Below are 25,123 nucleotides of genomic sequence, written 5' to 3'. Positions count from 1 at the left end.
TGTCGCGTAAGGTTCGCCGCAGTCTCGAGCCGCCGTGCGGATCGCTGCGATGACCTACCACGTATTTATCACGTGGCGCGAGTTGAAGTGTCGTCAATCCGCGCACGCTTTGAAAGATCCGCGGGCCTGGAGCCGGACCATGTCTGAAAATACGGGAGGCGGGGCCTCCGCTGACGAATCCGGTGAGGTTTCACAAAACGTCGTCATCCGCCCGGCCGTTCCCACCGATCAGGCGCGTGTCCGCAATATCGTCGACGCCGCCTATCGGCCATATATCGCGCGGATCGGGAAACGGCCCGGACCCATGGATGAGGATTATGGTGCACTGATCGAACGCGGCGACGTGTTCGTCGCCCAGGAGGGAGACACGGTCGTCGGTCTGGCGGTTCTGCTCGATGACCGCGACGCGCTGCTTCTCGACAATGTAGCTGTCGCGCCCGAACGACACGGCCGCGGCCTGGGACGCCGTCTCGTCGGCTTCGCCGAAGACGAAGCGCGTCGGCGCGGCCGGCGGATGGTGCGGCTTTATACCAACGAGGCCATGGTCGAGAACGCCGCGCTCTATGCCCGGCTCGGCTTTGTGGAGACGCACCGCGCGACGCAGAACGGATTTCGCCGCATTTTCATGGAGAAAACGCTTTAGCGAGCCGCGGCATCGCGCCGTCCTCCGGACGACGTCGAACGGAGACCATTCACGTCGCATCCGGTGTGGTGCTATAGCCCTCGGCCATCTCGGATTTTCGATTGAGGAGACTTCGCAATGCGTCCTGTCCGCCGGTTGGTACGCGCGGCCGCTCTCTCGGTGCCCGCTCTGGCGTTGAGCCTGGCGGGGTGCTCCTCCATCAGTTCCGTCACGGACGCCGTCACGCCGGACGCCGATTCCACGTTCGGCAGTTTCCTGCGCGGAACGACAGCCGAGCCGACCACGATCGACGTCGAGCAGTTCCGTAGGCAGCAGGCGTGCCCGAGCATCGAGATCCTGCCGGATACGAATACCCTGCGCGTGACCACGGGCGGAAACGCATTCGAGGAGGGCGTGGTGCGCTATCAGGCGACGATCGCCCGGACCGCCCGGGAGTGTACCGAGGCGGCCGGCGGCGCAACCGGCATAAAGGTCGGTCTGGCCGGGCGCGCGATTTCCGGGCCGGAAGGGGCTGCGGGAACTCTGAAGCTTCCGCTGCGGATCGCGGTGCGCGAAGGCGACTCGGTCACCTATTCGAAGCTGCACGTCGTTACCGTCGATCTGACCGATGCGAAGCCCTCCGACGACTGGGTGCTCGTTGATCCCGGGATTACCGTTTCCGATCCGGACAACGCCAAGATCCTGGTCGGTTTCGACAACAAGCGCAGCTAGACCAGGGGCGGTCGGCGCAGGCAGCGTTCAGCGCTGGAGGCGGCTTCGGTGACCGGCCGGATGCCGCTGCCATCCGACTCGGATTGCAACCGCGCGCGGGGTGCCGCGGGTCCCTTCACCGGGTTGGCGCGTCACCCTGCGACATGCTTGGGTTGTCCGTGAGGCGCTTTCTTGTGCTGTGAAGGGGCTGATCGCCTTTCTTGTTCGCTATTGCGGATACCCGTTTTCTATCAATGGGTTGATAGGTTTTCTTGAGAATTGATTTGAGCGGATTCGTCGTCATTGGCTGCATTGGTACGCCCAGTTCGATTTGACAACGGGCAGGGTCTCTTCATAATCGCAGCCATGCATCGGGGACATGGTCGCGTCCCGTTGCATGCGGGGCTCCGACTTTTCGGTCGGGGTTCGGCCGAGTTCAGACGTTGCGGGAGAGGCCGGTTTCGCACCGGCGCCGAAGGAGCAACCGCCCCGGAAACTCTCAGGCAAAAGGACCGCACGTCTCAAGCGACCCTCTGGAAAGCAGCCGCCCCGGCTTTGGGGTGGCTCACCGAAGGGGTAACCGGCGCGTCCTGCCGGGAAATCTCTCAGGTTTTGCGACAGAGGGGGCACGTGGTCGGCTCGTAAGGAGTCGGTGGCGTGTGACCCCTTGTCGACACCGTGAGAGATGATGGCCCAGACCGCCGACCAATCCGCACTTTTCGAAACGCCGCTCGCGGAGCGCCACCGCGCCCTCGGCGCCCGCATGGTTCCGTTTGCGGGCTATGCGATGCCGGTCCAGTACGAGGGCATCATCGCCGAACACGTCTGGACGCGGACCCATGCCGGTCTGTTCGATGTGTCCCATATGGGCCAGGTCTTCGTCGTCGCTTCCGAGGGTACGCACGAGGCGGCCGCCGCAGCCCTTGAGGCCTTGATCCCCGGCGACATCCAGGCGCTTCAGCCGGGCCGCATGCGCTACAGCTTCCTGACCAACGACGGTGGCGGCATCCTGGACGACCTGATGGTCACCCGGTCCACCGATGAAATCGACGACGGCCGGCTGATGCTGGTCATCAACGCCGCCTGCAAGCAGGCGGACATCGCCCACCTGAAGGCCAACCTGCCGGATACGGTCAAGCTCGACGTCCGCGACGACCGGGCGCTTCTGGCCCTGCAGGGACCGGATGCGGAGGCTGCCTTGGCCATCCACGCGCCCAAGGCAGCGGGGCTGCCGTTCATGAGCGCAATCGCCACCGTCTTCGACGGGATCGACTGTCATATCAGCCGCTCCGGCTACACCGGCGAGGACGGGTTCGAGATTTCCGTTGCCGCTGACGATGCCACCGCGATCTGGGATGCGCTCGTCCGGGACGACAGGGTCAAGCCGATCGGGCTGGGCGCGCGGGATTCGCTGCGCCTGGAAGCCGGGCTGTGCCTCTATGGTCACGACCTCGACGAGACGACCAGCCCGGTCGAGGCCGGCCTGATTTGGGCCATTTCCAAGCGCCGCCGGGCCGAGGGTGGCTTCCCCGGCGCCGGCCGGGTCCAGAGCGAGATCGCCGACGGGCCCGCGCGCAAGCGGGTCGGGATCAGGCCGGAGGGTCGCGCCCCGGCACGCGAGGGAACCCGCATCCTGGCCGACGACGGCACCGAGATCGGGACCGTCACCTCCGGCGGCTACGGGCCCAGCGTCGAGGCGCCGGTTGCCATGGGCTACGTCAGTTCCGACCGGGCCGAGCCCGGAACCCGTCTTCTGCTCGACGTTCGCGGCCGGCACCTGCCCGCCACCGTCGTCCCCATGCCGTTCGTTCCTCACCGCTTCAAACGATAACCCACGACGCGGTCCCTCCCACCGCTTCCCCACATCGAAGGTCACCAGACATGGCAAAGCGCTTTACCGAAGATCACGAATGGCTCGACATCGAGGGTGATGTCGCGACCGTCGGCATCACCAACTACGCCCAGTCCCAGCTCGGCGACGTCGTGTTCGTGGAGCTTCCCGAGGTGGGCAAGACCGTTGCCAAGGGCGACGAGGCGGCGGTCGTGGAATCGGTGAAGGCAGCCTCCGAAGTCTACGCGCCGGTGTCTGGCGAGATCGTCGAGGTCAACACGGCGCTGCCCGATGCGCCGGACACGGTGAACTCGGCTCCGGAAGCCGGCGGCTGGTTCATGAAGATCCGCTTCGCCGACGAGGCCGAGGTCGCCAATCTCATGGACGAGACGGCCTACAAGACCTTCCTCGACACGCTTTGATCCGCCCTGAAACCGATCCGGAGAGGAGACCTGGCCCATGCGCTATCTCCCACTGACCGATAGCGATCGCGCCGACATGCTGGCCGCGATCGGAGTCGAGACCATCGACGACCTGTTTGTCGACATTCCAGACGACAAGCGCGTCGACGGGGCGCTGCAGCTCCCGTCGCACCGTCCCGAAATGGCGGTGGAGACCGCGCTGAAGCGGCTCGCCGCGCGCAATGTCCCGGCGGACTCGGTTCCGTTCTTCGTCGGCGCGGGTGCCTACAAGCATCACGTGCCCGCCACCGTCGACCATCTGATCCAGCGTTCGGAGTTTCTGACCTCCTACACGCCCTATCAGCCCGAGATCAGCCAGGGCACGCTTCAGGTCCTGTTCGAGTTCCAGACCCAGGTCGCCGAACTGACCGGCATGGAGGTGGCGAACGCTTCCATGTACGACGGCTCCACGGCGACCGCCGAGGCGGTGCTGATGGCCAACCGGGTGACCAAGCGGCGCAAGGCCGTTCTCGCCGGCGGCCTGCATCCGCACTACCGCGCCGTCGTTGAGACCACCGTCGGCATGGCCGACGACGCGCTCGTCCTGCTGGATCCGGATCCGTCCGGTACGGAGGACGTCATCTCCGCGATCGACGAGGAGACCGCCTGCGTCGTGGTCCAGTGTCCGTCCTTCTACGGTCATCTGATCGACCTGAAGCCGATCGCCGAAGCCGCCCACGCCAAGGGCGCGCTGCTGGTCGCCGTCTTCACCGAGGTCGTGGCCCTTGCGGCCATCGAGCCGCCCGGCGCCCAGGGCGCCGACATCGTCGTCGGCGAGGGCCAGTCGATCGGCAATCCGCTGACGTTCGGGGGCCCCTATGTCGGGCTCTTCGCGACGCGCCAGAAATTCCTCCGGCAGATGCCGGGCCGGGTCTGCGGCGAGACGGTCGATGCCGACGGCGAACGCGGCTTCGTGCTGACGCTCTCCACCCGCGAGCAGCACATCCGCCGGGACAAGGCGACCTCGAACATCTGCACCAACTCGGGTCTGTGCGCGCTGGCGTTCACGATTCATGCGACGCTCCTGGGCGGGACCGGGCTGACCCGGCTGGCTGCGGTCAATCACGCCCAAACGGTGAAGCTTGTCGAGCGCCTCGAGGACGTTCGCGGCGTGGAGGTCCTGAACGACACCTTCTTCAACGAGGTCACGCTCCGGGTCGACCGGGACGCGGCCGCGGTGATCGAGGATCTCGCCGAACGCGGCGTTCTGGCCGGGGTGCCGGTGTCGCGGCTGCTGCCGTCCGCCGGCCTCGACGATCTGATCGTTGCCGCCGTCACCGAATGCGTCTCCGATGACGACATCGAGGCGTTTGCGACCACGCTTGCGGAGGTCCTTTGACATGATGAACCAGCAGGGTCGTCCGACCCGCGCGGAAGAGGCGGTCAGCTCCGCCGATCCGCAGACCTTCACCGGGAATGCCGCGCTCGACATCGAGGAGCCGCTGATCTTCGAGATCGGGCGGTCCGAGACCACCGGTGTCGACCTGCCTGAGCCGGCGCCGGTGAAGAGCCGTCTCGGCAAGCACGCACGCTCCAATCCGGTCGCGCTGCCCGGCCTGACCGAGCCTGAGACCATGCGCCACTATGTGCGCCTGTCGCGGCAGAACTACGCGATCGATCTCGGCATATACCCGCTCGGATCGTGCACCATGAAGCACAATCCGCGGCTGAACGAGAAGGCTGCCCGTCTGCCGGGTTTCGCCGACATCCATCCGCTGCAGCCGGCCTCGACTGTCGAAGGCGCGGTGGAGCTGATGGCGGAGCTCTCCCGCTGGCTTCTGGAGATGACCGGCATGTCGGCGGTGGCGCTGTCGCCGAAGGCCGGCGCCCATGGCGAACTGTGCGGCATGATGGCCATCAAGGCCGCGCTCGCCGCCCGTGGCGAGACCCGGACAAAGGTGCTCGTTCCGGAATCCGCGCACGGCACCAACCCGGCGACGGCCGCTCTGCTCGGCTACAAGGTGGAGCCGATCCCCGCGCGCGAGGATGGCACCGTGGACGTGGCGGCCGTCCGGGAGCGTCTTTCTGAAGACGTCGCCGCGATCATGCTCACCAATCCGAACACGTGCGGGCTGTTCGAGCGCGACATCGTGGAGATCGCCGAGGCGGTGCACGAGGTCGGCGCCTATTTCTACGGCGACGGCGCCAACTTCAACGCGATCATGGGCAAGGTGCGGCCGGGCGATCTCGGCATCGACGCCATGCACATCAACCTGCACAAAACCTTCTCGACGCCCCACGGCGGCGGTGGGCCGGGTGCCGGTCCGGTGGTGCTGTCCGACAAGCTCGCGCCGTACGCGCCGCTTCCCTACCTGCGCACCGAGGACGGCAAGCCGGTGCTGGTGGAGGATCCCGGCGAGACCGAGACCGGTGCGAAACCGTTCGGGCGCCTGACCGCCTTCCACGGCCAGATGGGCATGTATGTCCGCGCGCTCGCCTACATGATGTCCCACGGCGGCGACGGTCTGCGCCAGGCGGCCGAGGATGCGGTGCTTTCGGCGAACTATCTGAAGGCCCGGCTCGGCGACGTGATGACCGTGGCCTATCCGGAACGGCCGGCAATGCACGAGGTGCTCTTCTCCGACGCGTTCCTGGAGGGAACCGGAGTGACGACCCTCGACTTCGCCAAGGCGATGATCGACGAGGGCTTCCATCCGATGACCATGTATTTCCCGCTGGTCGTCCACGGTGCGATGCTGATCGAGCCGACGGAATCGGAAAGCCGCGCCAGCCTCGATCTGTTCGCCGCGACCCTGCGGGATCTCGCGATGGCGGCCGGTCGCGGCGAGACCGACCGCTTCGCCGGCACGCCCCGCTTCGCGCCGCGCAGGCGCCTCGACGAAACCCGTGCGGCGCGCAGTCCGAGCCTCAAATGGACGAAGCCAGAGCCCCGGCCGATCGAGCCGGCCGAAGCCGCGGAATAGGACCCTCTCGACGGACCTGTCGGGTGCAAAAAAGCCCCGCGCTCCCATGGAGCGCGGGGTTTCTTCATGTGCGGGCTTATGACGCCGGGTGGATGATCCGACCCGTCAGCTCTCCCGTCCGACGGCGGGCGCCGGCTGATACGAGCTGCTCCCGTGGCGGGGAGTAACCTTTTCATCCACCTTGTGGATGCCCGCACGCTCGAACCTGAGCTGCCGGATCAGCCCCCAGCACATCAGGGCGATGACGATGGAGAAGGGCAGTCCGGACGTGATGGCGGCGGTCTGCAGGGCCACGAGCGGATTTCCGTCTGTCATCGAGCCGGCGACCAGGAGCACGGCCGCGACCACGCCCTCGAGGATCGCCCAGAACATGCGCTGCTGCCAGATCGGGTTCGGATCGCCGCCATTGGTCAGCATGTCGACCACCAGCGAGCCGGAATCGGACGAGGTGGCGAAGAAGATCGCGACAACGACGATTCCGAGTGCAGCCAGGACCGTGATCCAGACCGACGCCATCGGAAGTTGTTCCAGGAGCACGAACAGGGCGTCGTTGGTCCCAGCGTCGATCAGCGCCTCGGCGCCGTTGCCGTCCCGGATGTACTTGATGGCCGAGCCGCCGAAGATGGTGAACCAGACGATCGACGCGCCGGTGGGCGCCAGCAGGCAGCCCGCGACAAACTGCCGGATCGTGCGGCCGCGGGAAATGCGGGCGATGAACATGCCCACGAACGGCGACCAGGCGATCCACCAGCCCCAGTAGAACAGCGTCCAGGCGGACAGCCAGTCTGCGGCCTCCTCGTCGAAGACGAACATCCTCAGGCTCGTTTCGGGGAGGTGCTGCAGATAGTGCCCGGTGCTGCCCACCATGAACTGCAGGATGAACAGCGTGGGACCAGCGATGAACACGGCCGCCGCCAGGAAAATGGCAAGCCACAGATTGACGACGGAGAGCCGGCGGACACCCTTGTTCAGCCCGGCCATCACCGAGGTGACCGCGACCGCTGTGACGACGCCGATGATCAGCACCTGGACGGTGGCGTTGTCGGGGGTGCCGAAGATCGTGGAGAGTCCGGCGCTGATCTGGCTCGCACCCAGCCCCAGCGACGTGGCGAGACCGAACAGGGTGCCGAACACGGCCAGGATGTCCACCACGTTGCCGATCCAGCCGTAGATCCGATCGCCGATCAGCGGATAGAGCGCCGACGCCGGCCTGAGCGGAAGATCATACCGGAAGCAGAAATAGCCCAGCGATAGGCCGATGACGATATAGACCGCCCAGGCATGCAGGCCCCAGTGGAAGAACGTGATGTTCATGGCGTCACGGGCGGCTGCGGCGGTCTGCGGATCCGCGTTGGGTGGGGCCGTGTAATGGAAGATCGGTTCGGCCACCCCGTAGAACACGAGCCCGATGCCCATGCCGGCGGTGAACAGCATGGAGAACCAGCCGAAGGTGCTCCACTCCGGCTCCTCCTCCGCCTTGCCGAGCTTGATCGAGCCGTAGGGCGTCACCAGCAGCACGATGGCGAAGATCAGGAAGCCGCTCACGGCCAGCAGATACCACCAGCCGAACACGGTCGAGATCCAGGATTTGATCGTATCCGCCACGGTGCCGAGATTGCCCGGCGCGATCACACCCCAGCCGACGAAGGCAAGAACCATGATCGCCGAGAATATGAATACAGGCGGGTTGGTGTGTTCCTTCAAGTATTCCTTGACATTGGACATTTGCACCGGTCCCCCAAAGAGTTGACGAGCAGTATTGCTGCGCAGCGAAGGGGTGGAAGGGTGCTGATGTCACGCCGCGAACACGTTTCCGACCCGGTTTGCGCACACTGCTAACGAGGTCGGGGCGTGAAAGTTCACATATTTTAATGATCTTTTGTGGAACCGGGCGCGGCGGCGCGGATCGGCTGTGCGGCGGAGCGTTCGGCAGCCACCGGGATCGTCACACCGTGGGACGGTCGATCAGCCGTCGGAGCCCCCGAAAAGGCCGATCTGCTCGGAGGGAAGTCGGGCAGGGGGGGAAAGCCCGAGATGGGCGTAGGCGGCAGGTGTCATGGCGCGTCCGCGCGGCGTGCGCTGAACGAAGCCCTGCTGGATGAGATAGGGCTCGACGATGTCCTCGATGGCGTCGCGCGGCTCCGACAGGGCCGCCGCGATCGTCTCGATGCCGACCGGACCGCCGGAAAAGCTCTCGGCAATGACCCGCATGTAGCGACGGTCGAGGGCGTCGAGGCCGGCGCTGTCCACGTCGAGCCGGGTGAGCGACTGGTCGGCCAGCGCCCGGTCGATGGTGTCCGATCCGCCGACGATGGCGAAATCCCGGACGCGCCGGAGCAGGCGTCCGGCAATCCGCGGCGTGCCCCGCGCCCGCCGGGCGATCTCCACGGCGCCCTCCGGCGTCACGCCCATGCCCATCAGCGAGGCGCCGCGCGTCACGATCGAGGTCAGTTCCTCGACAGAATAGAACTCCAGCCGAAGCGGGATACCGAACCGGTCGCGCAGCGGCGTCGTCAGCAGACCCAGCCGGGTGGTCGCGCCGACCAGGGTGAATTTCGCCAGATCGATCCGGACGGAGCGCGCCGCCGGACCTTCGCCGATGATCAGGTCGAGCTGGAAGTCCTCCATGGCCGGGTAGAGGATCTCCTCCACGGCCGGCGAGAGCCGGTGGATCTCGTCGATGAACAGCACGTCGCGCTCGCCGAGATTGGTCAACAGCGCCGCGAGGTCGCCGGCCTTGGCGATGACCGGGCCCGACGTCGCACGGAAATTCACCGACAGCTCGCGCGCCACGATCTGGGCGAGCGTCGTCTTGCCCAGCCCCGGCGGGCCGACCAGCAGCACGTGATCGAGCGCCTCGCCGCGTGACGCGGCCGCCTTGACGAAGACCTCGAGGTTGGCGCGGGCCGCCGCCTGGCCGACGAAATCGGACAGCTGCTGCGGGCGCAGCGGCGCCTCGATGTCGTCTTCGCGTTCGTCGGCGGAAATCAGTCGCTCGCTCATCGCTCTATCGTGGGCCGCCCGTCATCGCTCCGAAAGGGTCTTGAGGCCGGTGCGGATCAATTCCGCCGTGTTGGCGGCGCCGTCCTCGCGCGCCTTCGCCACGGCCTTGCGCACCTCCGGCTCCGCATAGCCGAGATTGACCAGTGCCGATACCGCGTCGGCGATCTCCGGATCGGCCGACCGTCGGGCCACCGGCGTCGCGGCGAAGCTGAGGTCCGCCCCCGTCGCCATCACGCTGCCGACCTTGTCCTTCAGTTCCGCCACGATGCGTTCGGCAACCCGTTTGCCCACGCCCGGCGCCCGTACGATGGGCCGGGTGTCCTCGATCGCGATCGCTTCGGTGAGTTCGTCACCCGACAGCACACCCAGGACCGCCAGCGCGACCTTGGCGCCAACGCCCTGAACGGACTGCAGCAGCCGGAACCACTGACGCTCGGTCTCGCTGGCAAACCCGTAAAGGCGGATCATGTCCTCGCGCACGACCGTCTCGATCGTCAGCGTGACCGCTTCGCCGGCCGCCGGCAGGTTGCCGAGAACGCGGGCCGGGCAATAGACCTCGTAGCCGACGCCGTGCACGTCGATGATCGCGGCATCGTCGCCGATCGCTTCCACCACGCCCTTCAGCCGCCCGATCATCGCGCCGCCTCCTCGAGCCGGGCCGCGCGGACCCGCGCCTCCCGGTGCTGGGCGTGGCACAGCGCGATGGCGAGCGCATCGGCCGCATCGTCGCTGTCGAACGTCGCCTTGGGCAGAAGCACCTTCACCATCATCCGGATCTGCTTCTTGTCGCCGTGGCCCACGCCGATGATGGTCTTCTTCACCTGGTTCGGCGCGTATTCGGCCACCGGAACCCCGGCCTGGGCCGGGGCGAGCAGGGCGACCCCGCGGGCCTGGCCCAGCTTCAGGGTGGCGCTGGCGTCCCGGTTGACGAAGGTCTGCTCTACGGCCGCCTCATGCGGATCGAGCTCGCGCACGATCGCCTCCAGGCCGGCATGGATGGCGGCAAGCCGGGTCGCCAGATCGTCGGTCGCGACGGACGACACCGAACCGGCGCCGAGAAAGGTGACGGCGTTGCCCTTGCAGGCGATCGCGCCCCAGCCCGTGCGCCGGAGGCCGGGGTCGATGCCGAGTATGCGAATCGCGTGTGGCTCCATGGAACATGGGTAGAACGAAATGGCCGTCCGTGCCTACACGGAGCCGCGGAATTTCTGAGGCGGCCTGAGGCTTCACCCCGGATGCGCGTCGGTAAACGCGATGATCCGATCGGCGATCAGATCGGGATCGTTTTCCATGACGAAATGGCCGCCGCCCTCGATCACCTCCAGGCTCGACCCCGGAATCGCCTCGTGCATCCTGTGGGCCCAGGCGACGTCCTGCCATGCGTCCTTCTCGCCCCACAGGATCTGGACCGGCATGTCGGCCAGCTTGTGGAAATGCGGCACGACTTCCATCGTGTGCTTCGGGTCGTAGTGGGCGATCTGGTGCTGGTAGAGGCTCGACTGTCCGACAGGGCCTGAGATCATCTCCAGATAGGCGTCGATCGTCCCGTCGCTCAGCCGGTCCGGGTTGGTGATGGCGCTTTCCAGCCAGGAGCGTGTGTGGGCGCGGTGTTCGGCGTCGGGAGCGGAGATCAGGGCGTCCAGCCCGGCGGCGATCTGCTGCCGGGTCCGCGGCGAGGGCCAGCTGTCGAACGAGACGTTGTCGATCAGCGTCAGCGAGATGATCCGCTCGGGGTGAAAGACGGCGAGCCTCTGGGCGATTGCGCCGCCGATGTCATGGGCGACGATGTGGGCGCGGTCGAGGCTCCATGCCTCCATCAGGTCCAGGAGAACCGGAACCTGGGCGGTCACCGACGTGTCGACGGACGGATCGGCCGGCCGCTCCGAACGACCGAAGCCCAGCAGGTCGTAGACGAAGACACGGTGTCCGGCCGCCACCAGAGGCGGCGCCACGTTGCGCCAGATGTGGGAAAAGGCCGGCGTTCCGTGCAGCAGGATGACCGGGGCGCCGGTCCCTTCGATCCCGTAGGCGATGCGGTGGCCGCCGATCACGATGGAGTGGGGCGTGAGGTTCGTCATGGTTGGCTCCGACAGGCTGAACAGGGCTGCCGGCTTTCGGGAACGGCCCGAATGGCGCTCGGCAGATCGCGGTCAGGCTGACGCGAAGCGGTCATCGCGAAAAGCGATTTTTTATGGCGCCAAACATTGCATTTTCCGATGTGTTTTAGCGCTGGCGGTGTCGCGATGCTGGACGCGAAGCCCCTGAAGGGCCACATCTTCCGGCAGAGGCGCGCGGATCGTGTCTGCCACCTGCGTTGCGGGAAGCGGCAGACTTGCTTATTGCAGACGGTTACACCAAGCAGATCTCGCTGAAGAACACGAACGGTTGGACGATGGCCGGACATTCCCAGTTTAAGAACATCATGTACCGCAAGGGCGCTCAGGATGCGAAGCGCTCCAAGGTTTTCTCCAAGCTTGCCCGCGAAATCACCGTGGCGGCCAAGACCGGCCAGCCCGATCCCGAGGCGAACCCGCGACTGCGCTTGGCCATCCAGAACGCGCGCGCGGAAAACATGCCGAAGGACAACATCGAGCGGGCCATCAAGAAGGCCGCCGGCGGCGACAGCGAGAACTACGAGACCGTGCGCTACGAGGGCTACGGTCCCGCCGGCGTCGCTGTGCTGGTGGAAGCGCTGACCGACAATCGCAACCGCACCGCCAGCAACGTCCGTGCCGCGTTCTCCAAGCATGGCGGTGCGCTGGGCGAGACCGGGTCCGTGGCCTTCATGTTCGATCACATGGGCGAGATCGTCTATTCGCCCGAGGCGGGCGACGCCGAGGCGATCATGGAGGCGGCGATCGAGGCGGGTGCCGAGGACGTCCAGTCCGACGACAATGGCCACGTCATCGTCTGCGCTTTTGAAGACCTCAACGACGTGTCCACCGCGCTTCAGGATCAGCTCGGCGAAGCGACCTCGGTGAAGCCGATCTGGCGCCCGCAGACCATGTCGCCGGTCGATGAGGACAAGGCGGAGACGCTGATGAAGCTGATCTCGGTCCTCGACGACGACGACGACGTCCAGGCGGTGTTCGCCAACTTCGAGATCTCCGACGAAGTTCTGCAGAAGCTGACGGCCGCTTAGACCCATTCAGCCCTCCGGCAGTGCGAGCGCGCCGTTCGTCTTCGCCGTGCGGATGGCGAAATTGGAGCGGATGTCCTCGACCATCGGCAGCGTGAGAAGCCGATCGGTGAGGAGTTGCTCGTAGGCCGCAAGGTCGGGGACCACCACCTCGGCCAGGAAATCGGCCTCGCCCGACACCATGTGGCAGGCGACCACTTCCGGCATTGCGGCGAGCGCCGTTTCCAGGCCCGCGGCGTTGTCGCGGCTGTGGTGCGCCACCTTGATCTCGACGAAAACGGTGAGGCCGAATCCCATACGCACCCGATCGAGCACGGCGCGGTAGCCCGCGATCAGGCCCGCCTCTTCGAGCTGGCGGACACGGCGCAGGCAGGGCGAGGCGGACAGCCCCACCTTGTCGGCGAGCGCGGCATTGGTGATCCGCGCATCGTCCTGAAGCGCGGCCAGGATTCGAAGGTCGATCGCGTCGAGAGCGGTCATCGTCATATTCTGCCAGAAGAATGGATCTGCACGGCAGATCCTTGCGCGATAGTGCGTCGTCACGGGCCAGTTCGCAAGGACATGTGCCGCCAATCCGGCGCAGAGTGAGCCGACCTCGACACGGAGAAACGACATGTCGGCCCATGGCACTGCCGCCGCAACGGATTCCGGGACGGACACGGAGAACCGGGCAAGCGTCCTGATCGGTGTGGCGGCGGCGCTTGCGACCGTGCTCGCGTGGGCCGGCTGGATCGTCGGCACCCGCTTCGCCGCGACGGCCGAGCTTCCGCTCGCCTGGGTCGGGCTGTTCCGGTTCATCGTGCCGACACTGGTGCTGGCGCCGTTCTGGATCCGGATGGGACCGCTGCCCAAGGGCGTTCCGCTGTGGCTGCTTGCGCTCGTCGTCGTCGGCAGCGGCGCGCCGTTCTTCGCGGTCGTCGCGGCGGGGCTGCAGTTCGCCCCGGTCGCGGAGGCAGGCGTGCTCCTGCCGGGAACGATGGGGCTCTGGGTGGCGCTCCTCTCCAAGCTGATCCTCAAGGAACGGTTCGGCCGCGACCGGGTGATCGGACTGGCGCTGGCGGCGTTCGGTGTCGTGCTGATCGCAGCGCCCGTCTTCCTGGCCGGACACGGGGCGTCCGGAACTGGGCGGCTGCTGTTGCCCGTAGGCGCACTGATGTGGGCCGTGTACACGCTGGCCTACCGCCGGACCGGGCTGCCGCCGCTGGCGGCTGCCGGCATCGCCTGTTTCTGGTCGACGGTGATGACGCTCCCGGTCGCGCTCTGGACTGGGGTCGGTCCGCTACTTTCGCATCCCCGCGACGAGATCCTGATCCAGCTCTTCGTCCAGGGCGTCTCGTCAGGGCTGATCGCGCTGGTCGGCTATGGAATCGCGGTGTCGCGCCTCGGCGGGTCGCGGGCCGCGGCTTTCTCCTCGCTGGCGCCGGCCCTTGCGGCCCTGATCGCGATTCCGGCGCTCGGGGAGATCCCGGCCCCGATTGTGGCTGTCGGCGTAGCGGTCACCGTGGCGGGGGTGGCGCTCTCCAGCGGTGCGCTCCGGGGCGTGGTGGCGCGGCTCGTGCGATCCGGACGGTGAACCGGCGAGGTGCCGGCCGCGTAGGCAACCGGTGAACCATTGTCCGTCCCGGGAAGCTTTCCTTGTCCGCCCTTCGTCTCGTTCTCGGTGATCAGCTCGACCGGCAGATCTCCAGCCTGTCCGACATCGATCCCGCTGCCGACACCGTGCTGATGGCGGAGGTGGAGGACGAGGCGACCTATGTCCGCCATCATAAGCAGAAGATCGCCTTCGTTTTCGCGGCCATGCGCCATTTCGCGCGCGACCTGGAAGAGGCCGGCATTTCGGTGCGCTATCAGCGTCTCGACGACCGCAAGCGCGCATCCAGCCTGAAGGAGGCGGTCCGCATCGCGCTCAGCGCCACCGGTGCGTCCTGCCTCGTCGTCACTGAGCCCGGCGAGTGGCGCCTGCTTCAGGACATGCAGGACTGGGAAGACGATCTCGGCGTTTCCGTCGAGATCCGCGAGGACGATCGCTTTTTTGCCTCCCATGCCCACTTCGAGCGTCATGCCAAAGGCCGCAAGACCCTGCGCATGGAGTATTTCTACCGCGAGATGCGCAAGTCCACCGGCATCCTGATGGACGGGAACGAACCGGCCGGCGGCGAGTGGAACTACGACAAGGAAAACCGGGAAAGCCTTCCGGACGACATCGATCTGCCATCGCTTCCCCAGTCCCGCCCGGACGAGATGACCCGCGCGGTGATCGACCTGGTCGAAGCCCGCTTCTCCGATCATTTCGGCGATCTCCACGGGTTCGCCTGGCCCGTCACCCGCCGTGGGGCGCTCGCCGCCCTCGACCGCTTCATCACGGAGCGGCTGCCGTCCTTCGGGACCTATCAGGACGCCATGGCCGGGGGCGAGCCGTTCGTCTTCCACGCCGTGCTCTCGCCGCTGATCAACATCGGCCTGTTGCGTCCGCAGGAAGTCTGCGAGCGGGCGGAGCAGGCCTACAAAGACGGGGACGCGCCGCTCAATGCGGTGGAGGGCTTCATCCGCCAGATCCTCGGCTGGCGCGAGTTCATCCGCGGCATCTACTGGCTGAAAGGGCCGAACTACGGCTCGGAGAACGCTCTCGATGCCAGGCGACCCCTCCCGGACTTCTACTGGACGGGCGAGACCGACCTTGCCTGCCTGGGCGAGGCGATCGGCGCGACGAAGGCCCATGCCTATGCCCACCACATCCAGCGCCTGATGGTGACGGGCAATTTCGCGCTTCTGGCGGGCATCGATCCGCGTGCGGTGCAGGAATGGTATCTGATCGTCTATGCCGACGCCTATGAGTGGGTCGAGCTGCCGAACGTGCACGGCATGGCGCTGTTTGCCGACGGCGGCGTGTTCGCCTCCAAGCCGTATGCGGCGTCGGGGAGCTACATCGACCGCATGTCGGACTATTGCGGCGGGTGCCGCTTCGACGTGAAGCAGAAGACCGGGCCGGAGGCCTGCCCGTTCAACTATCTCTACTGGGATTTCATTGCCCGTAACGAGTCGCACCTCGCCGGCAACCGTCGGATGGCGATGATCTACAAGTCGCTGGAGCGGATGGACCCGGACAAGGTTCAGACCATGCGCAAGGATGCGGCTGCGTTCCTCGACGAGGTCTGTGGGACCAACTGATGCAGGCCCTGGCTTGTGTCTGCTCCGTCCGGCCGGCGTCGACGCCCTGTCTGGAATCATGCGAATGTCGCGCCTCAATGGGAGAGGGATTCGCGGCAATGCGCACGACACGACTCCTCGGGCTTGCGGGAGGGCTCGTCCTGGCAACGGCCCTGTTCTGGCAGCCAGTCAACGCTCAGGACGCCACCCCATCGGCTCCTGAGGTCTCCGATGCAGAGGCGGCGCCGGACGGCCCGACGCCGATGGACGAGGCGGCCGCATCGCCGGATGCCGTGGCCGAGGGGCGGGCGCTTGCCATAGGCAATTGCGGCGGCTGTCATGCCACCGGTCTCGAAGACGAAAGCCCGCTGGCCGAAGCCCCGCCGTTCCGCACCCTGGGGTGGAACTATCCGGTCCGCTATCTCCAGGAATCGCTCGCGGAAGGCATCGTGACCGGCCACGATGACATGCCCGAGGTGGCGTGGGATCCGGGGACGATCGGCGTCTTCCTGGCCTATCTTGAATCCATTCAGGTGCCGAAAGACAGCGAATAGCGCCCCGGCGCGTTCGCGGACCAGACGGGCGTTCGGAACTGCAAATAAGAACGGCCGACCCGAAAGGGGGCCGGCCGGACGTCAAAGGCGTTGGATGTGGGGCGAGGCTTACGCCTTCTCCAGTTCCTTGGCGTGCAGCCAGTCGGCGTGCTTCGGCGCCTTCTTGGTGCGCGACCATTCCTCAAGCATGTCCCACTTCACCTCGTCGAGGCGCTTGAGCATCTGCTCTTCCTCCGGATCCGGGCACGCCAGCTCGATGCGGTGGCCGTTCGGATCGAAGAAATAGATAGAATGGAAGATCGAGTGATCGGTCACGCCGAGAACCTCGATCCCGTTTGCCTCCAGATGCTCCTTGAAGGCGACCAGCGTGTCGCGGTCCTTCACCTTGAAGGCGATGTGCTGGACCCATTTCGGCGTGTTCTCGTCGCGGCCCATCTCCGGCTTGGTCGGCAGCTCGAAGAAGGCGAGCACGTTGCCGTTCCCGGCATCCAGAAAGAGATGCATGTACGGATCGGGCTCATGGGTCGACGGCACGTGGTCCTCGGCAATGGCCAGCACGAAGTCCATGTTGAGCATCTTGGTGTAGAACTCGACCGTCTCCTTGGCGTCCTTGCAGCGATAGGCGACGTGATGGATCTGGTCGATCTTCAGGGCGGGAGCGGTCATGGACATCCTCCATTCGTTTCATTTGAAACGAATATAGCGCCATCAAGCGGCGGCTTCAATTAAAATCGTTTCAGATGAAATGAAAAGGCGACGCGTCCGCCAAGCCGGTAAGCCGGATGCTTCGGCTACAGCACGGGGAGGGGGATGTGGTCCTCTTCCGGCATGTGGATGTGGATCGGGTCGCCGGCCCGCACGGTCCCACCGAACAGGACAACGCTCATCACGCCGGTCTTTCGCACCAGATTGCCGCCGGCATCGCGCGCGACCATTTCCTTCATCAGGTCCTTGCCGAGCCCGTTGATCTTCGCGCACGGATTGCGCAGGCCGGTGAGTTCCACGACCGCGGTCTCGCCGAGCTGGAGCCGGGCGCCGAGCGGCAGGGCAAGCAGGTCGAGCCCGGCGGTGGTGATGTTCTCGCCCATCGAGCCGGGAGCGAGCTGATAGCCTTTTTCGGCCATTTCCGCGAACAGCTCCGACTGGATCAGGTGGACCTGCCGCAGATTGGGCCGGTTCGGATCCCGGACCATGTCGGCCAGATGCTTCACCGTCTCGCCGGCGTGCGCGTCGCCTTTCACCCCGATCCCTTCGATCAGGGTGATCCCCTCCTCGGAGGTTTTGGAAAAGGAGTGCCGGGCGGACCGGTTGACGGCGACGATGGTGGCGGTGGCCATAAGACAGGGATCCAGTTGCGTTCGGTTGGGAAGGCCGGGGGCCGAATCAGGATAGACTATCGACCCCATACAGGACCATGGCACCCGTGTACGCCATTCGCACCCCCAACTGCCCAAAGCGAGATCTTGCCAGGCGGTGGGCGTTGCCCGACCGGGTGTTTTTCGCCTGCGGCGCCTGCCACATCCTGGCCTATGCCTTCTTGGAGCAGCATGGGGAAAAGGGCTGGCAGGCGGTCTGGATCAAGCCGGCCGCCGGCCATACGGGCAACCACATCTTCGCGACCGACGGCGTCCGCGCGTTCGATTATCACGGCGTGTGCGATCGCGGCCGACTGCTGTCCCATTATTGGCGGCGCGCGCGTCTCCATCATCCGGGCTGGGATGCGACCCTGGAGACGCTCGATGCCGAGATCCTGATTGCAGGACCGGCTTCGCGGCAGATCGACGGCCTCTGGCTCAGGGGGCCGAGCGAGTACTTTCAGGACGCCCTGCCGCGGGCGCGGGCCTTTCTGGACCGGTTTCCGGCGCTTGCCGCGCTGTGAAGCGTTTCAGCCCGGCTCGAGCCGCGCCACGGCGCTGTCGGTGAGGGAAGGGGTGGGGTGTTGAGCCACAGCACGACCTTCCGGCCGCCGTCGGCAACGCGCTCGCCGGGTGTCTTCATTTCCTCGACCGCGAGCGCCATCCTCGCATCGTCCACCAACGCAGGTCAGTCCGCCTTCCGGCAGTGGCCCTGTTCGGTGACGAAGTCGAACGCCAGGCCGTCGGAAAAGACCTGGGGCTCCGAATAGAAGAGGGTGTAGCGGAAGTCGCCCCGCCCCGGACGGAAATCCAGCATCGAGGGCCCGTTGCGGAAGATCGTGCGCCCGCCGGATCCAATCCGCTGATCGCCCGCAAAAAGGGTCGCGAAGGACGGTTCCGGGCGATCGGTCAACGTCGCGGTATAGAACGGCGCGTCCGTTTCCTGACAGAAGTCGATGATGGCGTTGCTGTCGGCGCTGGCGGCTCCGAGGCAGTTGGTGAAATTGTCCGCCGGATCGGCCTCCGCGATCAGTAACCGGAAGTCCGGCGCGACCGGGCTCTCGCCGCCGCTCACCGGATCGCCGCTCTCCTGCTCGCGGATCGAGACGGCCCGGTCGGCTTGGCACGCATAGGCGCCGATGGTGACCTCCTGGGCCGCCGCCGGGGTTGCCATTGCCCAAAGCGCGAGACTGGCCGGTACAGCCAGGGCACACTTGGCAGTCGCACGCACCGAACCGGTACGAGCCGCGGGCATCAGAACGCCTTGAAGGTGATGATGGTGCGGGTGTCGCGGATATGCGGGATGGAGTGCAGCTTCTCGTTCATGAACTTGCCGACGTCCTGGCCGTCCTCCAGATAGAATTTCACCAGGAGATCGTAGTCGCCCGCGGTGGAGTAGATCTCGGAGGCGATTTCGGCGTCGGCGATGTCGTTGGCCACTTCGTAGGCCTTGCCGAGCTCGCATTTGATCATCACGAAGAAGGGCTTCATCGGGGGGCTCCGGTTGCGGCATGACGGCGGACGGAATGGGGCGGAAACCGGTCCGGTTCGCCCGTCTTGAGGCCGCGAAGTGAAGCCGATCGCGCCGGCCAGGGCAAGCGCCGACCAAACTCCGTGCGCGGCCGGACTTGACCGGATACGATCGGATGGCCCAGACGAGTGCGAAACGGCGTGGCGGCGCGGTCTGTTGAGACCCCGGCACGGCGTCAGCGAAAGGCGGTTGAGACGATCATGAACGAAGCGGTTCTGGAGAAGCGGCCCGGCTCCATCATCAAGGGCGCGACGGGCGACTGGGAAATCGTCATCGGGCTGGAGGTTCACGCCCAGGTCCAGACCGAGTCCAAGCTCTTCTCCGGCTCGTCCACCGCCTTCGGGGCGGAGCCCAACAGCCACGTCTCGCTGGTCGATGCGGCGATGCCGGGCATGCTGCCGGTCATCAACGCCGAATGCGTCCGCCAGGCGGTCCGCACCGGCCTCGGCCTCAAGGCCCAGATCAACCTTTTTTCGCGGTTCGACCGGAAGAACTATTTCTATCCGGACCTGCCCCAGGGCTACCAGATCTCCCAGTACCAGTATCCGGTGGTGGGCGAGGGCATCGTCTATGTCGACATGCCCGACGGATCCGTGGTCGAGGTCGGCATCGAGCGCGTGCATCTGGAACAGGATGCCGGCAAGTCCATGCACGACCAGCACCCCACCAAGAGCTTCGTGGACCTCAACCGGTCCGGCGTCGCGCTGATGGAGATCGTCTCGCGCCCGGACATGCGCTCCGCCGACGAGGCCAAGGCCTACATCTCCAAGCTGCGCACCATCCTGCGCTATCTCGGCACCTCGGATGCCGACATGGAGAAGGGTAACCTGCGCGCCGACATCAACGTCTCGGTCCGCCGGCCGGGCGATCCGTTCGGTACGCGCTGCGAGATCAAGAACGTCAACTCCATCCGCTTCGCCGGACAGGCGATCGAGTACGAGGCGCGGCGTCAGGTGGGCATCCTGGAGGACGGCGGCACCGTCGATCAGGAAACCCGGCTGTTCGATGCCCGCACCGGCGAGACCCGCTCCATGCGGTCCAAGGAAGAGGCGCACGACTACCGCTACTTCCCCGATCCGGACCTGCTGCCGCTGGAGATCTCCCAGGCGGACGTGGACGAGCTGGCCGCCAACCTGCCGGAACTGCCGGACGCCAAGAAGGCGCGCTTCGTCGAGGACTACGGCCTGACGCCCTACGATGCCGGCGTGCTGATCTCCGACAAGGCGTCCGCGGCCTATTTCGAGGCCGTCGCCGAGGGGCGCGATTCCAAGCTCGCCGCCAACTGGGTCATCAACGAGCTGTTCGGCCGCCTCAACAAGGAAGGCTACGACATCGAGAACAGCCCCGTGTCCTCCGCCCAGCTCGGCGGCATCGTCGACCTGATCTCCGACGGGACGATCTCCGGCAAGATCGCCAAGGACCTTTTCGAGATCGTCTGGTCGGAGGGCGGCGATCCGGCGAAGCTCGTCGAAGAGCGCGGCCTCAAGCAGGTCACCGACACCGGCGCCATCGAGAAGGCGGTGGACGAGGTCATCGCCGCCAACCCGGACAAGGTCGAGCAGGCCATGGCCAAGCCGACGCTCGCCGGCTGGTTCGTCGGCCAGGTGATGAAGGCAACCGGCGGCAAGGCCAACCCGCAGGCGGTCAACGAAATCGTCAAGTCCAAGCTCGGCGTGGAGTAGGGTCACAAAGAAGTCCCACTTAAGGCGGGAACCATCCGACTGGGCCAGGTCTTTCCCATCCGGCTTTTCGGCGCAGATCTGCTTGTTCAGATCTCGTGTCGAAGGGCGTAGAGATAGGAGGACGGTTTTATGTCCAGGATCAGATGGGCTTTGATACTAGGCGCCGCGATTGCTGCTGCGCCGGTAGCCGCCACTGCGCAGAACGCACCGCAGACGCGGGGGGTCATCATATTCGATCAGCAGCGCGCCTGGCAGGCGCCGACTGCGCGCGGTTTCGATCAGGGCCGGCGCTACGATCGTGGACCTCGCTACGAACGCAGACCCCGTTACAGTCGAGGGCCCCGTTTCGAGAGGGACGCATACCGGATGCCCGGCCCGCCTGCTTCGCGACCGAATTTCCGTCGGGGGCCGCCGGCTCACGCTCCAGCGCACGGGTATCGGAACAAGCAGGGCTACAGGAGCCAGCAGATCCTGCCCGGTTTTAACGTCGTGACGCCGCGACGCTGAGCAAAACCAGCCGGGCGTGCCATGCGGCCGGTGCAAGCCCCTTCGCGGCCTTGAGTCGAAGAGGTTCAGGGACCGGAAATGCGGCTTGGCGCGCTCGTCTGATATGCGCATAACGAGCGCATGAGCATCATCTACATCGACGCGGACGCCTGTCCGGTGAAGGACGAGACCCTGAAGGTCGCCGAGCGCCATGGCCTGGAGGTGGTCATCGTCTCCAACGGAGGCATCCGTCCGAGCCGCGATCCGATGGTGAAGACGGTCGTCGTCCCGGAAGGGGCTGACGCGGCCGACATGTGGATCGCCGAGCGGATCGGGCCCGGCGATGTCTGCGTCACCGGCGACATTCCGCTGGCCGCCCGCTGCCTGGAGGCCGGTGCCCAGGCGATCCGCCACAACGGTGAGGCGTTCACCCAGGCCAACATCGGCAACATGCTCGGCATGCGTGACCTGATGGCCGACCTGCGCGCGGCCAATCCGCTCGCGGCAGGCGGCGGACCGAAGCCGTTCTCCCGCGCCGATCGCTCGCGCTTTCTCCAGTCCCTCGACCAGATGGTGCGCCGCGCCATGCGTTCCTGACGAACTGGGCGCCCCCCTTCCTTCGAACGAATGCGGTCGCCCGATGTTGGTGACGAAATCGAAGGAGGCGCAGATGTTCTTTCAGTCCGGACCTGACATCGCTCATACGCTGGTCGTCGGCGCACTGGCCTATCTCGCGCTGGTCGCAATGCTGCGCCTGTCCGGTAAGCGCACGCTGGCGAAGATGAACGCCTTCGATTTCGTGGTGACGGTCGCGCTCGGGTCGACCCTCGCCACGGTCCTGCTGTCCACCGACGTGAGCCTTTTGCGCGGCAGCATCGCGATCGGGCTTCTCGTTCTTCTTCAGTTCGTCGTCGCAAGCCTCTCGACCCGGTCGGAAGCGTTCCAGGCGGTCGTCAAGTCGCGGCCGCGTCTCCTGCTTGAGGCTGGCGTCATGGACCGCGCGGCGATGCGCGAGGAGCGGGTCGCCACCGAAGAGATGCTTGCGGCGGTCCGCGGAGGCGGATATGCGCGGCTGGAAGACGTGGGCTACGTGGTGCTGGAGACCGATGGGTCGTTCTCCGTGCTGCCGGAGGGGAATGCGCCTCCGACCGCCCTCGCCAATGTCACAGGGAAGGGCGCTCAATGATCGACAGCGCAGCAGATCTTCCGATCGGTGCGGAAGTCCCCGGCTGGACCGAACGGCCGCGGCCGCCTCGCACGCCGCTCGATGGGCGGACGTGCCGACTGGAGCCGCTCGATCCGGTTCGTCATGCCGCCGACCTCTATGCCGCCTTTTGCGAGGATGCCGACGGGGTGCTGTGGACCTATCTGCCCTACGGGCCCTTCGCGAGCGAGGAAGCCTATGTCGATTGGGCAAAGACCGCGGCGCTTGCCGAAAGCGACGTGTATTTCGCAATTATCGACCGGGAGAGCGGCCGGGCCGTCGGGGTCTCTGGCTATCTGCGCGTCGATCCGGCCAACGGATCGATCGAGGTCGGCAACATCGCCTATGCGCCCGCCCTGCAGCGATCCGTGGCCGGGACCGAAGCCCAATATCTCCTCATGCGCCGCGCTTTCGACGAGCTCGGCTATCGGCGCTATGAATGGAAATGCAACGCGCTGAACGCGCCGTCGAAGCGGGCGGCGGAACGCTACGGCTTTTCCTACGAGGGCACGTTCCGCCAGGCCTCCGTGGCGAAGGGGCGCAACCGCGACACCGCGTGGTTCTCCATTCTGGATTCCGAGTGGCCGGCGGTCCGTGCCGGGTTCGAAGCCTGGCTGGATCCGGTCAATTTCAAGGAGGGGATCCAGATCGGCCGGCTGTCTCAGCTGATCGAAGCCAACCGGTGATTTCCGGCTCGAAGGACGGTTCGATCGGCTTCACCGGCGTGCGTCTTCGGCTATTCTCGCCGTCACAACAGGCTTCGCACCGCGCGCGTGCGATGAAAGCCGAGGGATGGAGAGATGCCTATGGATGCCCGCGCCACCGATCTTCCCCGTTTCGAGCCGCGCAATCCCGACTATGAGCGGCTGATCCGGGACTCCTTCTACAAGCAGGGGCTCATGCGCACGCTCGGGGCCGAAATCGCGGACATCGTGCCCGGCGCGGTCGATCTTCGCCTTCCCGCCTCCGACGGGGTCACCCAGCAGCATGGCTATATTCATGCCGGCGCCACGACGGCGCTTGCCGACACCGCCGCCGGCTGCGCGGCGCTGACCCTGTTTCCGGCGGGCACCGGCGTTCTCACCAGCGAGTTCAAGGTCAACCTTCTGAACCCGGCCGTGGGCGACGTGGTCGTGGCGGAAGGCCGCGTGATCAAGTCCGGCCGACGACTCACCATCTGCAAAGCCGACGTCTATGGCGAACGGAACAACGCCTCTGTTCACATTCTGACCGGGCTGTTCACAATGGTCTGCGTGGAAAATCTCGAAGGCTGAGGCACATCGAGCCTAGTCCTCGCTCCGGCCGCTTTCCTCACGGTCGCCGGCGTAGCTGTGGGCGAGATCGAAAGGCGGCAGCCATGCCTCGCGGCGGACGGTCCAGCTTTCGTAGCTCGGAACGAAGCGGTCGGGTGCGTCGAAGGTGCCCAGATAGACCTCGATCTCGTCGCCGCTTCTGGCAAAGACGGACGATCCGCAGGTCGGGCAGAAGTGCCGCCCGGCGTAGCTGTGCGTCTGGCCCTCGATCGTGACCGCCGTCTCCGGAAACACCGCGGCGGCATAGAAGAGCGCGCCGTGGTGCTTGCGGCAGTCGAGGCAGTGGCAGAGCCCGACCCGGTACGGTCGTCCCGCCGCCGCCAGTCGGACCCGGCCGCAGAGGCAGCCGCCGCTGTGATGTTCCATGCCGGACCTCCTGACCGCTCGAACACCCGATTCAAATGGACCGGGCAGGCGGCCGATGGCAATCGCCGGGATGGGGCGTCGGTGTGTGTCGGTCTCAGGCGGAGAAAGGGCCGCCGGCCGGTTCGGTCCGGGGCGAGGCGATGCCGACGTGATGGAAGCCCACCACGTCCGGCACCCCGCGAAGCGATCCCTGTTCCACGCAGTCGATCTCGAAACCGGCCCGGGTGAGGAGACAGACCGGATCCCGGTCGAGCCGGCATCCGCACGCAAGCGGTTGCCAGAGCGGCGTCAGGCGTTCCTGCAGGCGCGCGGTCGATGGTTTGGTTGAGCGGCCGTGCTCGCAGAACAGCAGTCGTCCGCCGGGCTTCAGGATCCGTTTGGCTTCCAGGAGGGCCGCCTTCACGTCCGGGATCGAGCAGAGCGTGTAGGTCACGACCACGGTGTCCGCGACGCCTGTGTCCAGGGACAGCGCCTCGGCGGATTCCTCCACAATGTCGAGGGAAAGGCCGTCGGCGGCGGCCGTCAGCCGGTCCGGGTCGCAGAACCCGTCCTTCGGGTTGACGGCAATCAGCCGGCTGACCCGAGATCGATCGTAGAAGGGAAGATTGGCGCCCGCGCCGACGCCGAGCTCGACGACGGTTCCGGCGGCCTTGGGCACGATGCGCCTGCGCTGCTCCGCCAGAAGCGACGTTCCGCAGGCAATCCGGACGAGGTGGGGACCGATGCTGCGTTGATAGAATCCCATGCGCTTGGTCCTTGGGGTCGGGCGCCCGGAGCGAGTCGGCACCCGCTTA

At 66.1% G+C, this 25,123-nt stretch carries 28 protein-coding genes and 1 riboswitch; of the genes, 16 read left to right on the top strand and 12 right to left on the bottom strand.

The genetic code is table 11. From position 1 onward, the window contains the following. Positions 1–49 precede the first annotated feature (49 nt). The 6 genes from J2S73_RS13030 to gcvPB all read left to right on the top strand — a co-directional run bounded on the left by J2S73_RS13030 (position 50) and on the right by gcvPB (position 6,549). Positions 50–643, top strand: coding sequence for a GNAT family N-acetyltransferase (locus J2S73_RS13030; protein WP_306885980.1), 594 nt, complete (start codon positions 50–52; stop codon positions 641–643). 117 nt (positions 644–760) lie between these two features. After that, entirely contained in the window at positions 761–1,354 is a 594-nt protein-coding gene (locus J2S73_RS13025) for a hypothetical protein (protein ID WP_306885979.1), read from the top strand. A 415-nt stretch (positions 1,355–1,769) separates the two neighbouring features. Further along, a riboswitch (glycine riboswitch) is annotated at positions 1,770–1,858 on the top strand. A 163-nt stretch (positions 1,859–2,021) separates the two neighbouring features. Next, complete coding sequence (gene gcvT / locus J2S73_RS13020; protein ID WP_306885978.1) at positions 2,022–3,164, top strand: glycine cleavage system aminomethyltransferase GcvT; 1,143 nt, start codon at positions 2,022–2,024, stop codon at positions 3,162–3,164. Between the two features lie 50 nt (positions 3,165–3,214). Further along, positions 3,215–3,586, top strand: coding sequence for a glycine cleavage system protein GcvH (gene gcvH, locus J2S73_RS13015; RefSeq protein WP_306885977.1), 372 nt, complete (start codon positions 3,215–3,217; stop codon positions 3,584–3,586). Positions 3,587–3,623: 37 nt separating this feature from the next. Then, the gene (gene gcvPA, locus J2S73_RS13010) at positions 3,624–4,964 is read left to right on the top strand and encodes an aminomethyl-transferring glycine dehydrogenase subunit GcvPA (protein WP_306885976.1); all 1,341 of its coding nucleotides are present in this window, start codon (positions 3,624–3,626) and stop codon (positions 4,962–4,964) included. Position 4,965: 1 nt separating this feature from the next. Then, positions 4,966–6,549 (top strand): aminomethyl-transferring glycine dehydrogenase subunit GcvPB, encoded by a 1,584-nt coding sequence (gene gcvPB / locus J2S73_RS13005; RefSeq protein WP_306885975.1) that lies wholly within the window; start codon positions 4,966–4,968, stop codon positions 6,547–6,549. Between the two features lie 105 nt (positions 6,550–6,654). Here the strand turns inward: gcvPB and J2S73_RS13000 are convergent, their stop codons facing one another. From J2S73_RS13000 to J2S73_RS12980, 5 genes are all read right to left on the bottom strand, one after another. Beyond that, the gene (locus J2S73_RS13000) at positions 6,655–8,274 is read right to left on the bottom strand and encodes a BCCT family transporter (RefSeq protein WP_306885973.1); all 1,620 of its coding nucleotides are present in this window, start codon (positions 8,272–8,274) and stop codon (positions 6,655–6,657) included. Between the two features lie 240 nt (positions 8,275–8,514). After that, positions 8,515–9,552: a Holliday junction branch migration DNA helicase RuvB gene (gene ruvB / locus J2S73_RS12995; RefSeq protein WP_306885972.1), complete on the bottom strand. Its 1,038-nt coding sequence runs from the start codon at positions 9,550–9,552 to the stop codon at positions 8,515–8,517. Between the two features lie 21 nt (positions 9,553–9,573). Next, on the bottom strand, positions 9,574–10,188 hold the full coding sequence (gene ruvA, locus J2S73_RS12990) for a Holliday junction branch migration protein RuvA (RefSeq protein ID WP_306885970.1): 615 nt from the start codon (positions 10,186–10,188) through the stop codon (positions 9,574–9,576). Then, positions 10,185–10,706: a crossover junction endodeoxyribonuclease RuvC gene (ruvC, locus tag J2S73_RS12985; RefSeq protein ID WP_306885969.1), complete on the bottom strand. Its 522-nt coding sequence runs from the start codon at positions 10,704–10,706 to the stop codon at positions 10,185–10,187. The genes ruvA and ruvC overlap by 4 nt, the downstream gene beginning before the upstream one ends. 72 nt (positions 10,707–10,778) lie before the next feature. Next, positions 10,779–11,630 (bottom strand): alpha/beta fold hydrolase, encoded by an 852-nt coding sequence (locus tag J2S73_RS12980; protein ID WP_306885968.1) that lies wholly within the window; start codon positions 11,628–11,630, stop codon positions 10,779–10,781. 314 nt (positions 11,631–11,944) lie between these two features. Between J2S73_RS12980 and J2S73_RS12975 the strand changes: the two genes are divergently transcribed. Beyond that, entirely contained in the window at positions 11,945–12,694 is a 750-nt protein-coding gene (locus J2S73_RS12975; RefSeq protein WP_306886318.1) for a YebC/PmpR family DNA-binding transcriptional regulator, read from the top strand. A gap of 6 nt (positions 12,695–12,700) precedes the next feature. Here J2S73_RS12975 and J2S73_RS12970 read toward each other — a convergent pair whose 3' ends face one another. Beyond that, a complete protein-coding gene (locus J2S73_RS12970; RefSeq protein WP_306885967.1) occupies positions 12,701–13,171 on the bottom strand; it encodes an Lrp/AsnC family transcriptional regulator in 471 nt (156 codons plus the stop codon). Between the two features lie 133 nt (positions 13,172–13,304). Between J2S73_RS12970 and J2S73_RS12965 the strand changes: the two genes are divergently transcribed. From J2S73_RS12965 to J2S73_RS12955, 3 genes are all read left to right on the top strand, one after another. Then, the gene (locus tag J2S73_RS12965; protein WP_306885966.1) at positions 13,305–14,264 is read left to right on the top strand and encodes a DMT family transporter; all 960 of its coding nucleotides are present in this window, start codon (positions 13,305–13,307) and stop codon (positions 14,262–14,264) included. A gap of 62 nt (positions 14,265–14,326) precedes the next feature. Next, positions 14,327–15,859 carry a cryptochrome/photolyase family protein gene (locus J2S73_RS12960; protein ID WP_306885964.1) on the top strand — a complete coding sequence of 511 codons (1,533 nt, stop codon included), beginning with the start codon at positions 14,327–14,329 and terminating at the stop codon, positions 15,857–15,859. A 98-nt stretch (positions 15,860–15,957) separates the two neighbouring features. Continuing rightward, positions 15,958–16,392, top strand: coding sequence for a c-type cytochrome (locus J2S73_RS12955; RefSeq protein WP_306885963.1), 435 nt, complete (start codon positions 15,958–15,960; stop codon positions 16,390–16,392). A gap of 108 nt (positions 16,393–16,500) precedes the next feature. On the opposite strand, the gene J2S73_RS12950 is transcribed toward J2S73_RS12955, so the two are convergent. Beyond that, positions 16,501–17,043, bottom strand: coding sequence for a VOC family protein (locus tag J2S73_RS12950; protein WP_306886317.1), 543 nt, complete (start codon positions 17,041–17,043; stop codon positions 16,501–16,503). Positions 17,044–17,183: 140 nt separating this feature from the next. Continuing rightward, positions 17,184–17,729, bottom strand: coding sequence for an MOSC domain-containing protein (locus J2S73_RS12945; RefSeq protein ID WP_306885962.1), 546 nt, complete (start codon positions 17,727–17,729; stop codon positions 17,184–17,186). A 143-nt stretch (positions 17,730–17,872) separates the two neighbouring features. Here J2S73_RS12945 and J2S73_RS12940 point away from each other — a divergent pair, with 143 nt between their 5' ends. Next, on the top strand, positions 17,873–18,271 hold the full coding sequence (locus tag J2S73_RS12940; protein WP_306885961.1) for a hypothetical protein: 399 nt from the start codon (positions 17,873–17,875) through the stop codon (positions 18,269–18,271). A 164-nt stretch (positions 18,272–18,435) separates the two neighbouring features. Here the strand turns inward: J2S73_RS12940 and J2S73_RS12935 are convergent, their stop codons facing one another. After that, positions 18,436–18,921 (bottom strand): hypothetical protein, encoded by a 486-nt coding sequence (locus tag J2S73_RS12935; protein WP_306885960.1) that lies wholly within the window; start codon positions 18,919–18,921, stop codon positions 18,436–18,438. An 80-nt stretch (positions 18,922–19,001) separates the two neighbouring features. Then, entirely contained in the window at positions 19,002–19,238 is a 237-nt protein-coding gene (locus tag J2S73_RS12930; RefSeq protein ID WP_306885959.1) for an Lrp/AsnC ligand binding domain-containing protein, read from the bottom strand. Between the two features lie 240 nt (positions 19,239–19,478). Between J2S73_RS12930 and gatB the strand changes: the two genes are divergently transcribed. The 5 genes from gatB to J2S73_RS12905 all read left to right on the top strand — a co-directional run bounded on the left by gatB (position 19,479) and on the right by J2S73_RS12905 (position 23,924). Continuing rightward, positions 19,479–20,960, top strand: a complete 1,482-nt coding sequence (gatB, locus tag J2S73_RS12925; protein ID WP_306885957.1) for an Asp-tRNA(Asn)/Glu-tRNA(Gln) amidotransferase subunit GatB — start codon at positions 19,479–19,481, stop codon at positions 20,958–20,960. Positions 20,961–21,587: 627 nt separating this feature from the next. Next, positions 21,588–22,043, top strand: coding sequence for a YaiI/YqxD family protein (locus J2S73_RS12920; protein WP_306885956.1), 456 nt, complete (start codon positions 21,588–21,590; stop codon positions 22,041–22,043). Positions 22,044–22,116: 73 nt separating this feature from the next. Continuing rightward, positions 22,117–22,632, top strand: coding sequence for a DUF421 domain-containing protein (locus J2S73_RS12915; RefSeq protein WP_306885955.1), 516 nt, complete (start codon positions 22,117–22,119; stop codon positions 22,630–22,632). Then, positions 22,629–23,336: a GNAT family N-acetyltransferase gene (locus J2S73_RS12910; protein ID WP_306885954.1), complete on the top strand. Its 708-nt coding sequence runs from the start codon at positions 22,629–22,631 to the stop codon at positions 23,334–23,336. The genes J2S73_RS12915 and J2S73_RS12910 overlap by 4 nt, the downstream gene beginning before the upstream one ends. Before the next feature lie 114 nt (positions 23,337–23,450). After that, the gene (locus tag J2S73_RS12905) at positions 23,451–23,924 is read left to right on the top strand and encodes a PaaI family thioesterase (protein ID WP_306885953.1); all 474 of its coding nucleotides are present in this window, start codon (positions 23,451–23,453) and stop codon (positions 23,922–23,924) included. A gap of 12 nt (positions 23,925–23,936) precedes the next feature. Here J2S73_RS12905 and J2S73_RS12900 read toward each other — a convergent pair whose 3' ends face one another. Both J2S73_RS12900 and J2S73_RS12895 read right to left on the bottom strand, forming a co-directional pair. Then, positions 23,937–24,329 carry a GFA family protein gene (locus tag J2S73_RS12900; protein WP_306885952.1) on the bottom strand — a complete coding sequence of 131 codons (393 nt, stop codon included), beginning with the start codon at positions 24,327–24,329 and terminating at the stop codon, positions 23,937–23,939. Positions 24,330–24,423: 94 nt separating this feature from the next. Continuing rightward, a complete protein-coding gene (locus J2S73_RS12895; RefSeq protein WP_306885951.1) occupies positions 24,424–25,074 on the bottom strand; it encodes a class I SAM-dependent methyltransferase in 651 nt (216 codons plus the stop codon). Positions 25,075–25,123: the final 49 nt, after the last annotated feature.

The organism is Amorphus orientalis (assembly GCF_030814015.1).
In the GTDB taxonomy this organism is placed as follows: domain Bacteria; phylum Pseudomonadota; class Alphaproteobacteria; order Rhizobiales; family Amorphaceae; genus Amorphus; species Amorphus orientalis.
This window is presented reverse-complemented; position numbering and strand designations above follow the sequence as displayed.

What these genes read in the sequence shown, in the direction of transcription:
- J2S73_RS12955 (WP_306885963.1), top strand. Translation starts at nt 15,958, where the DNA reads ATGCGCACGACACGACTCCTCGGGCTTGCGGGAGGGCTCGTCCTGGCA.
- gatB (WP_306885957.1), top strand. Translation starts at nt 19,479, where the DNA reads ATGAACGAAGCGGTTCTGGAGAAGCGGCCCGGCTCCATCATCAAGGGC.
- J2S73_RS12980 (WP_306885968.1), bottom strand. Translation starts at nt 11,630, where the DNA reads ATGACGAACCTCACGCCCCACTCCATCGTGATCGGCGGCCACCGCATC.
- J2S73_RS12965 (WP_306885966.1), top strand. Translation starts at nt 13,305, where the DNA reads ATGTCGGCCCATGGCACTGCCGCCGCAACGGATTCCGGGACGGACACG.
- gcvT (WP_306885978.1), top strand. Translation starts at nt 2,022, where the DNA reads ATGGCCCAGACCGCCGACCAATCCGCACTTTTCGAAACGCCGCTCGCG.
- ruvB (WP_306885972.1), bottom strand. Translation starts at nt 9,552, where the DNA reads ATGAGCGAGCGACTGATTTCCGCCGACGAACGCGAAGACGACATCGAG.
- J2S73_RS12945 (WP_306885962.1), bottom strand. Translation starts at nt 17,729, where the DNA reads ATGGCCACCGCCACCATCGTCGCCGTCAACCGGTCCGCCCGGCACTCC.
- J2S73_RS13000 (WP_306885973.1), bottom strand. Translation starts at nt 8,274, where the DNA reads ATGTCCAATGTCAAGGAATACTTGAAGGAACACACCAACCCGCCTGTA.
- J2S73_RS12915 (WP_306885955.1), top strand. Translation starts at nt 22,117, where the DNA reads ATGTTCTTTCAGTCCGGACCTGACATCGCTCATACGCTGGTCGTCGGC.
- J2S73_RS13025 (WP_306885979.1), top strand. Translation starts at nt 761, where the DNA reads ATGCGTCCTGTCCGCCGGTTGGTACGCGCGGCCGCTCTCTCGGTGCCC.
- gcvH (WP_306885977.1), top strand. Translation starts at nt 3,215, where the DNA reads ATGGCAAAGCGCTTTACCGAAGATCACGAATGGCTCGACATCGAGGGT.
- J2S73_RS12905 (WP_306885953.1), top strand. Translation starts at nt 23,451, where the DNA reads ATGCCTATGGATGCCCGCGCCACCGATCTTCCCCGTTTCGAGCCGCGC.
- J2S73_RS12920 (WP_306885956.1), top strand. Translation starts at nt 21,588, where the DNA reads ATGAGCATCATCTACATCGACGCGGACGCCTGTCCGGTGAAGGACGAG.
- J2S73_RS12900 (WP_306885952.1), bottom strand. Translation starts at nt 24,329, where the DNA reads ATGGAACATCACAGCGGCGGCTGCCTCTGCGGCCGGGTCCGACTGGCG.
- J2S73_RS12935 (WP_306885960.1), bottom strand. Translation starts at nt 18,921, where the DNA reads ATGGCAACCCCGGCGGCGGCCCAGGAGGTCACCATCGGCGCCTATGCG.
- J2S73_RS12970 (WP_306885967.1), bottom strand. Translation starts at nt 13,171, where the DNA reads ATGACCGCTCTCGACGCGATCGACCTTCGAATCCTGGCCGCGCTTCAG.
- ruvC (WP_306885969.1), bottom strand. Translation starts at nt 10,706, where the DNA reads ATGGAGCCACACGCGATTCGCATACTCGGCATCGACCCCGGCCTCCGG.
- J2S73_RS12895 (WP_306885951.1), bottom strand. Translation starts at nt 25,074, where the DNA reads ATGGGATTCTATCAACGCAGCATCGGTCCCCACCTCGTCCGGATTGCC.
- J2S73_RS12910 (WP_306885954.1), top strand. Translation starts at nt 22,629, where the DNA reads ATGATCGACAGCGCAGCAGATCTTCCGATCGGTGCGGAAGTCCCCGGC.
- gcvPA (WP_306885976.1), top strand. Translation starts at nt 3,624, where the DNA reads ATGCGCTATCTCCCACTGACCGATAGCGATCGCGCCGACATGCTGGCC.
- J2S73_RS12930 (WP_306885959.1), bottom strand. Translation starts at nt 19,238, where the DNA reads ATGAAGCCCTTCTTCGTGATGATCAAATGCGAGCTCGGCAAGGCCTAC.
- ruvA (WP_306885970.1), bottom strand. Translation starts at nt 10,188, where the DNA reads ATGATCGGGCGGCTGAAGGGCGTGGTGGAAGCGATCGGCGACGATGCC.
- J2S73_RS13030 (WP_306885980.1), top strand. Translation starts at nt 50, where the DNA reads ATGACCTACCACGTATTTATCACGTGGCGCGAGTTGAAGTGTCGTCAA.
- gcvPB (WP_306885975.1), top strand. Translation starts at nt 4,966, where the DNA reads ATGATGAACCAGCAGGGTCGTCCGACCCGCGCGGAAGAGGCGGTCAGC.
- J2S73_RS12975 (WP_306886318.1), top strand. Translation starts at nt 11,945, where the DNA reads ATGGCCGGACATTCCCAGTTTAAGAACATCATGTACCGCAAGGGCGCT.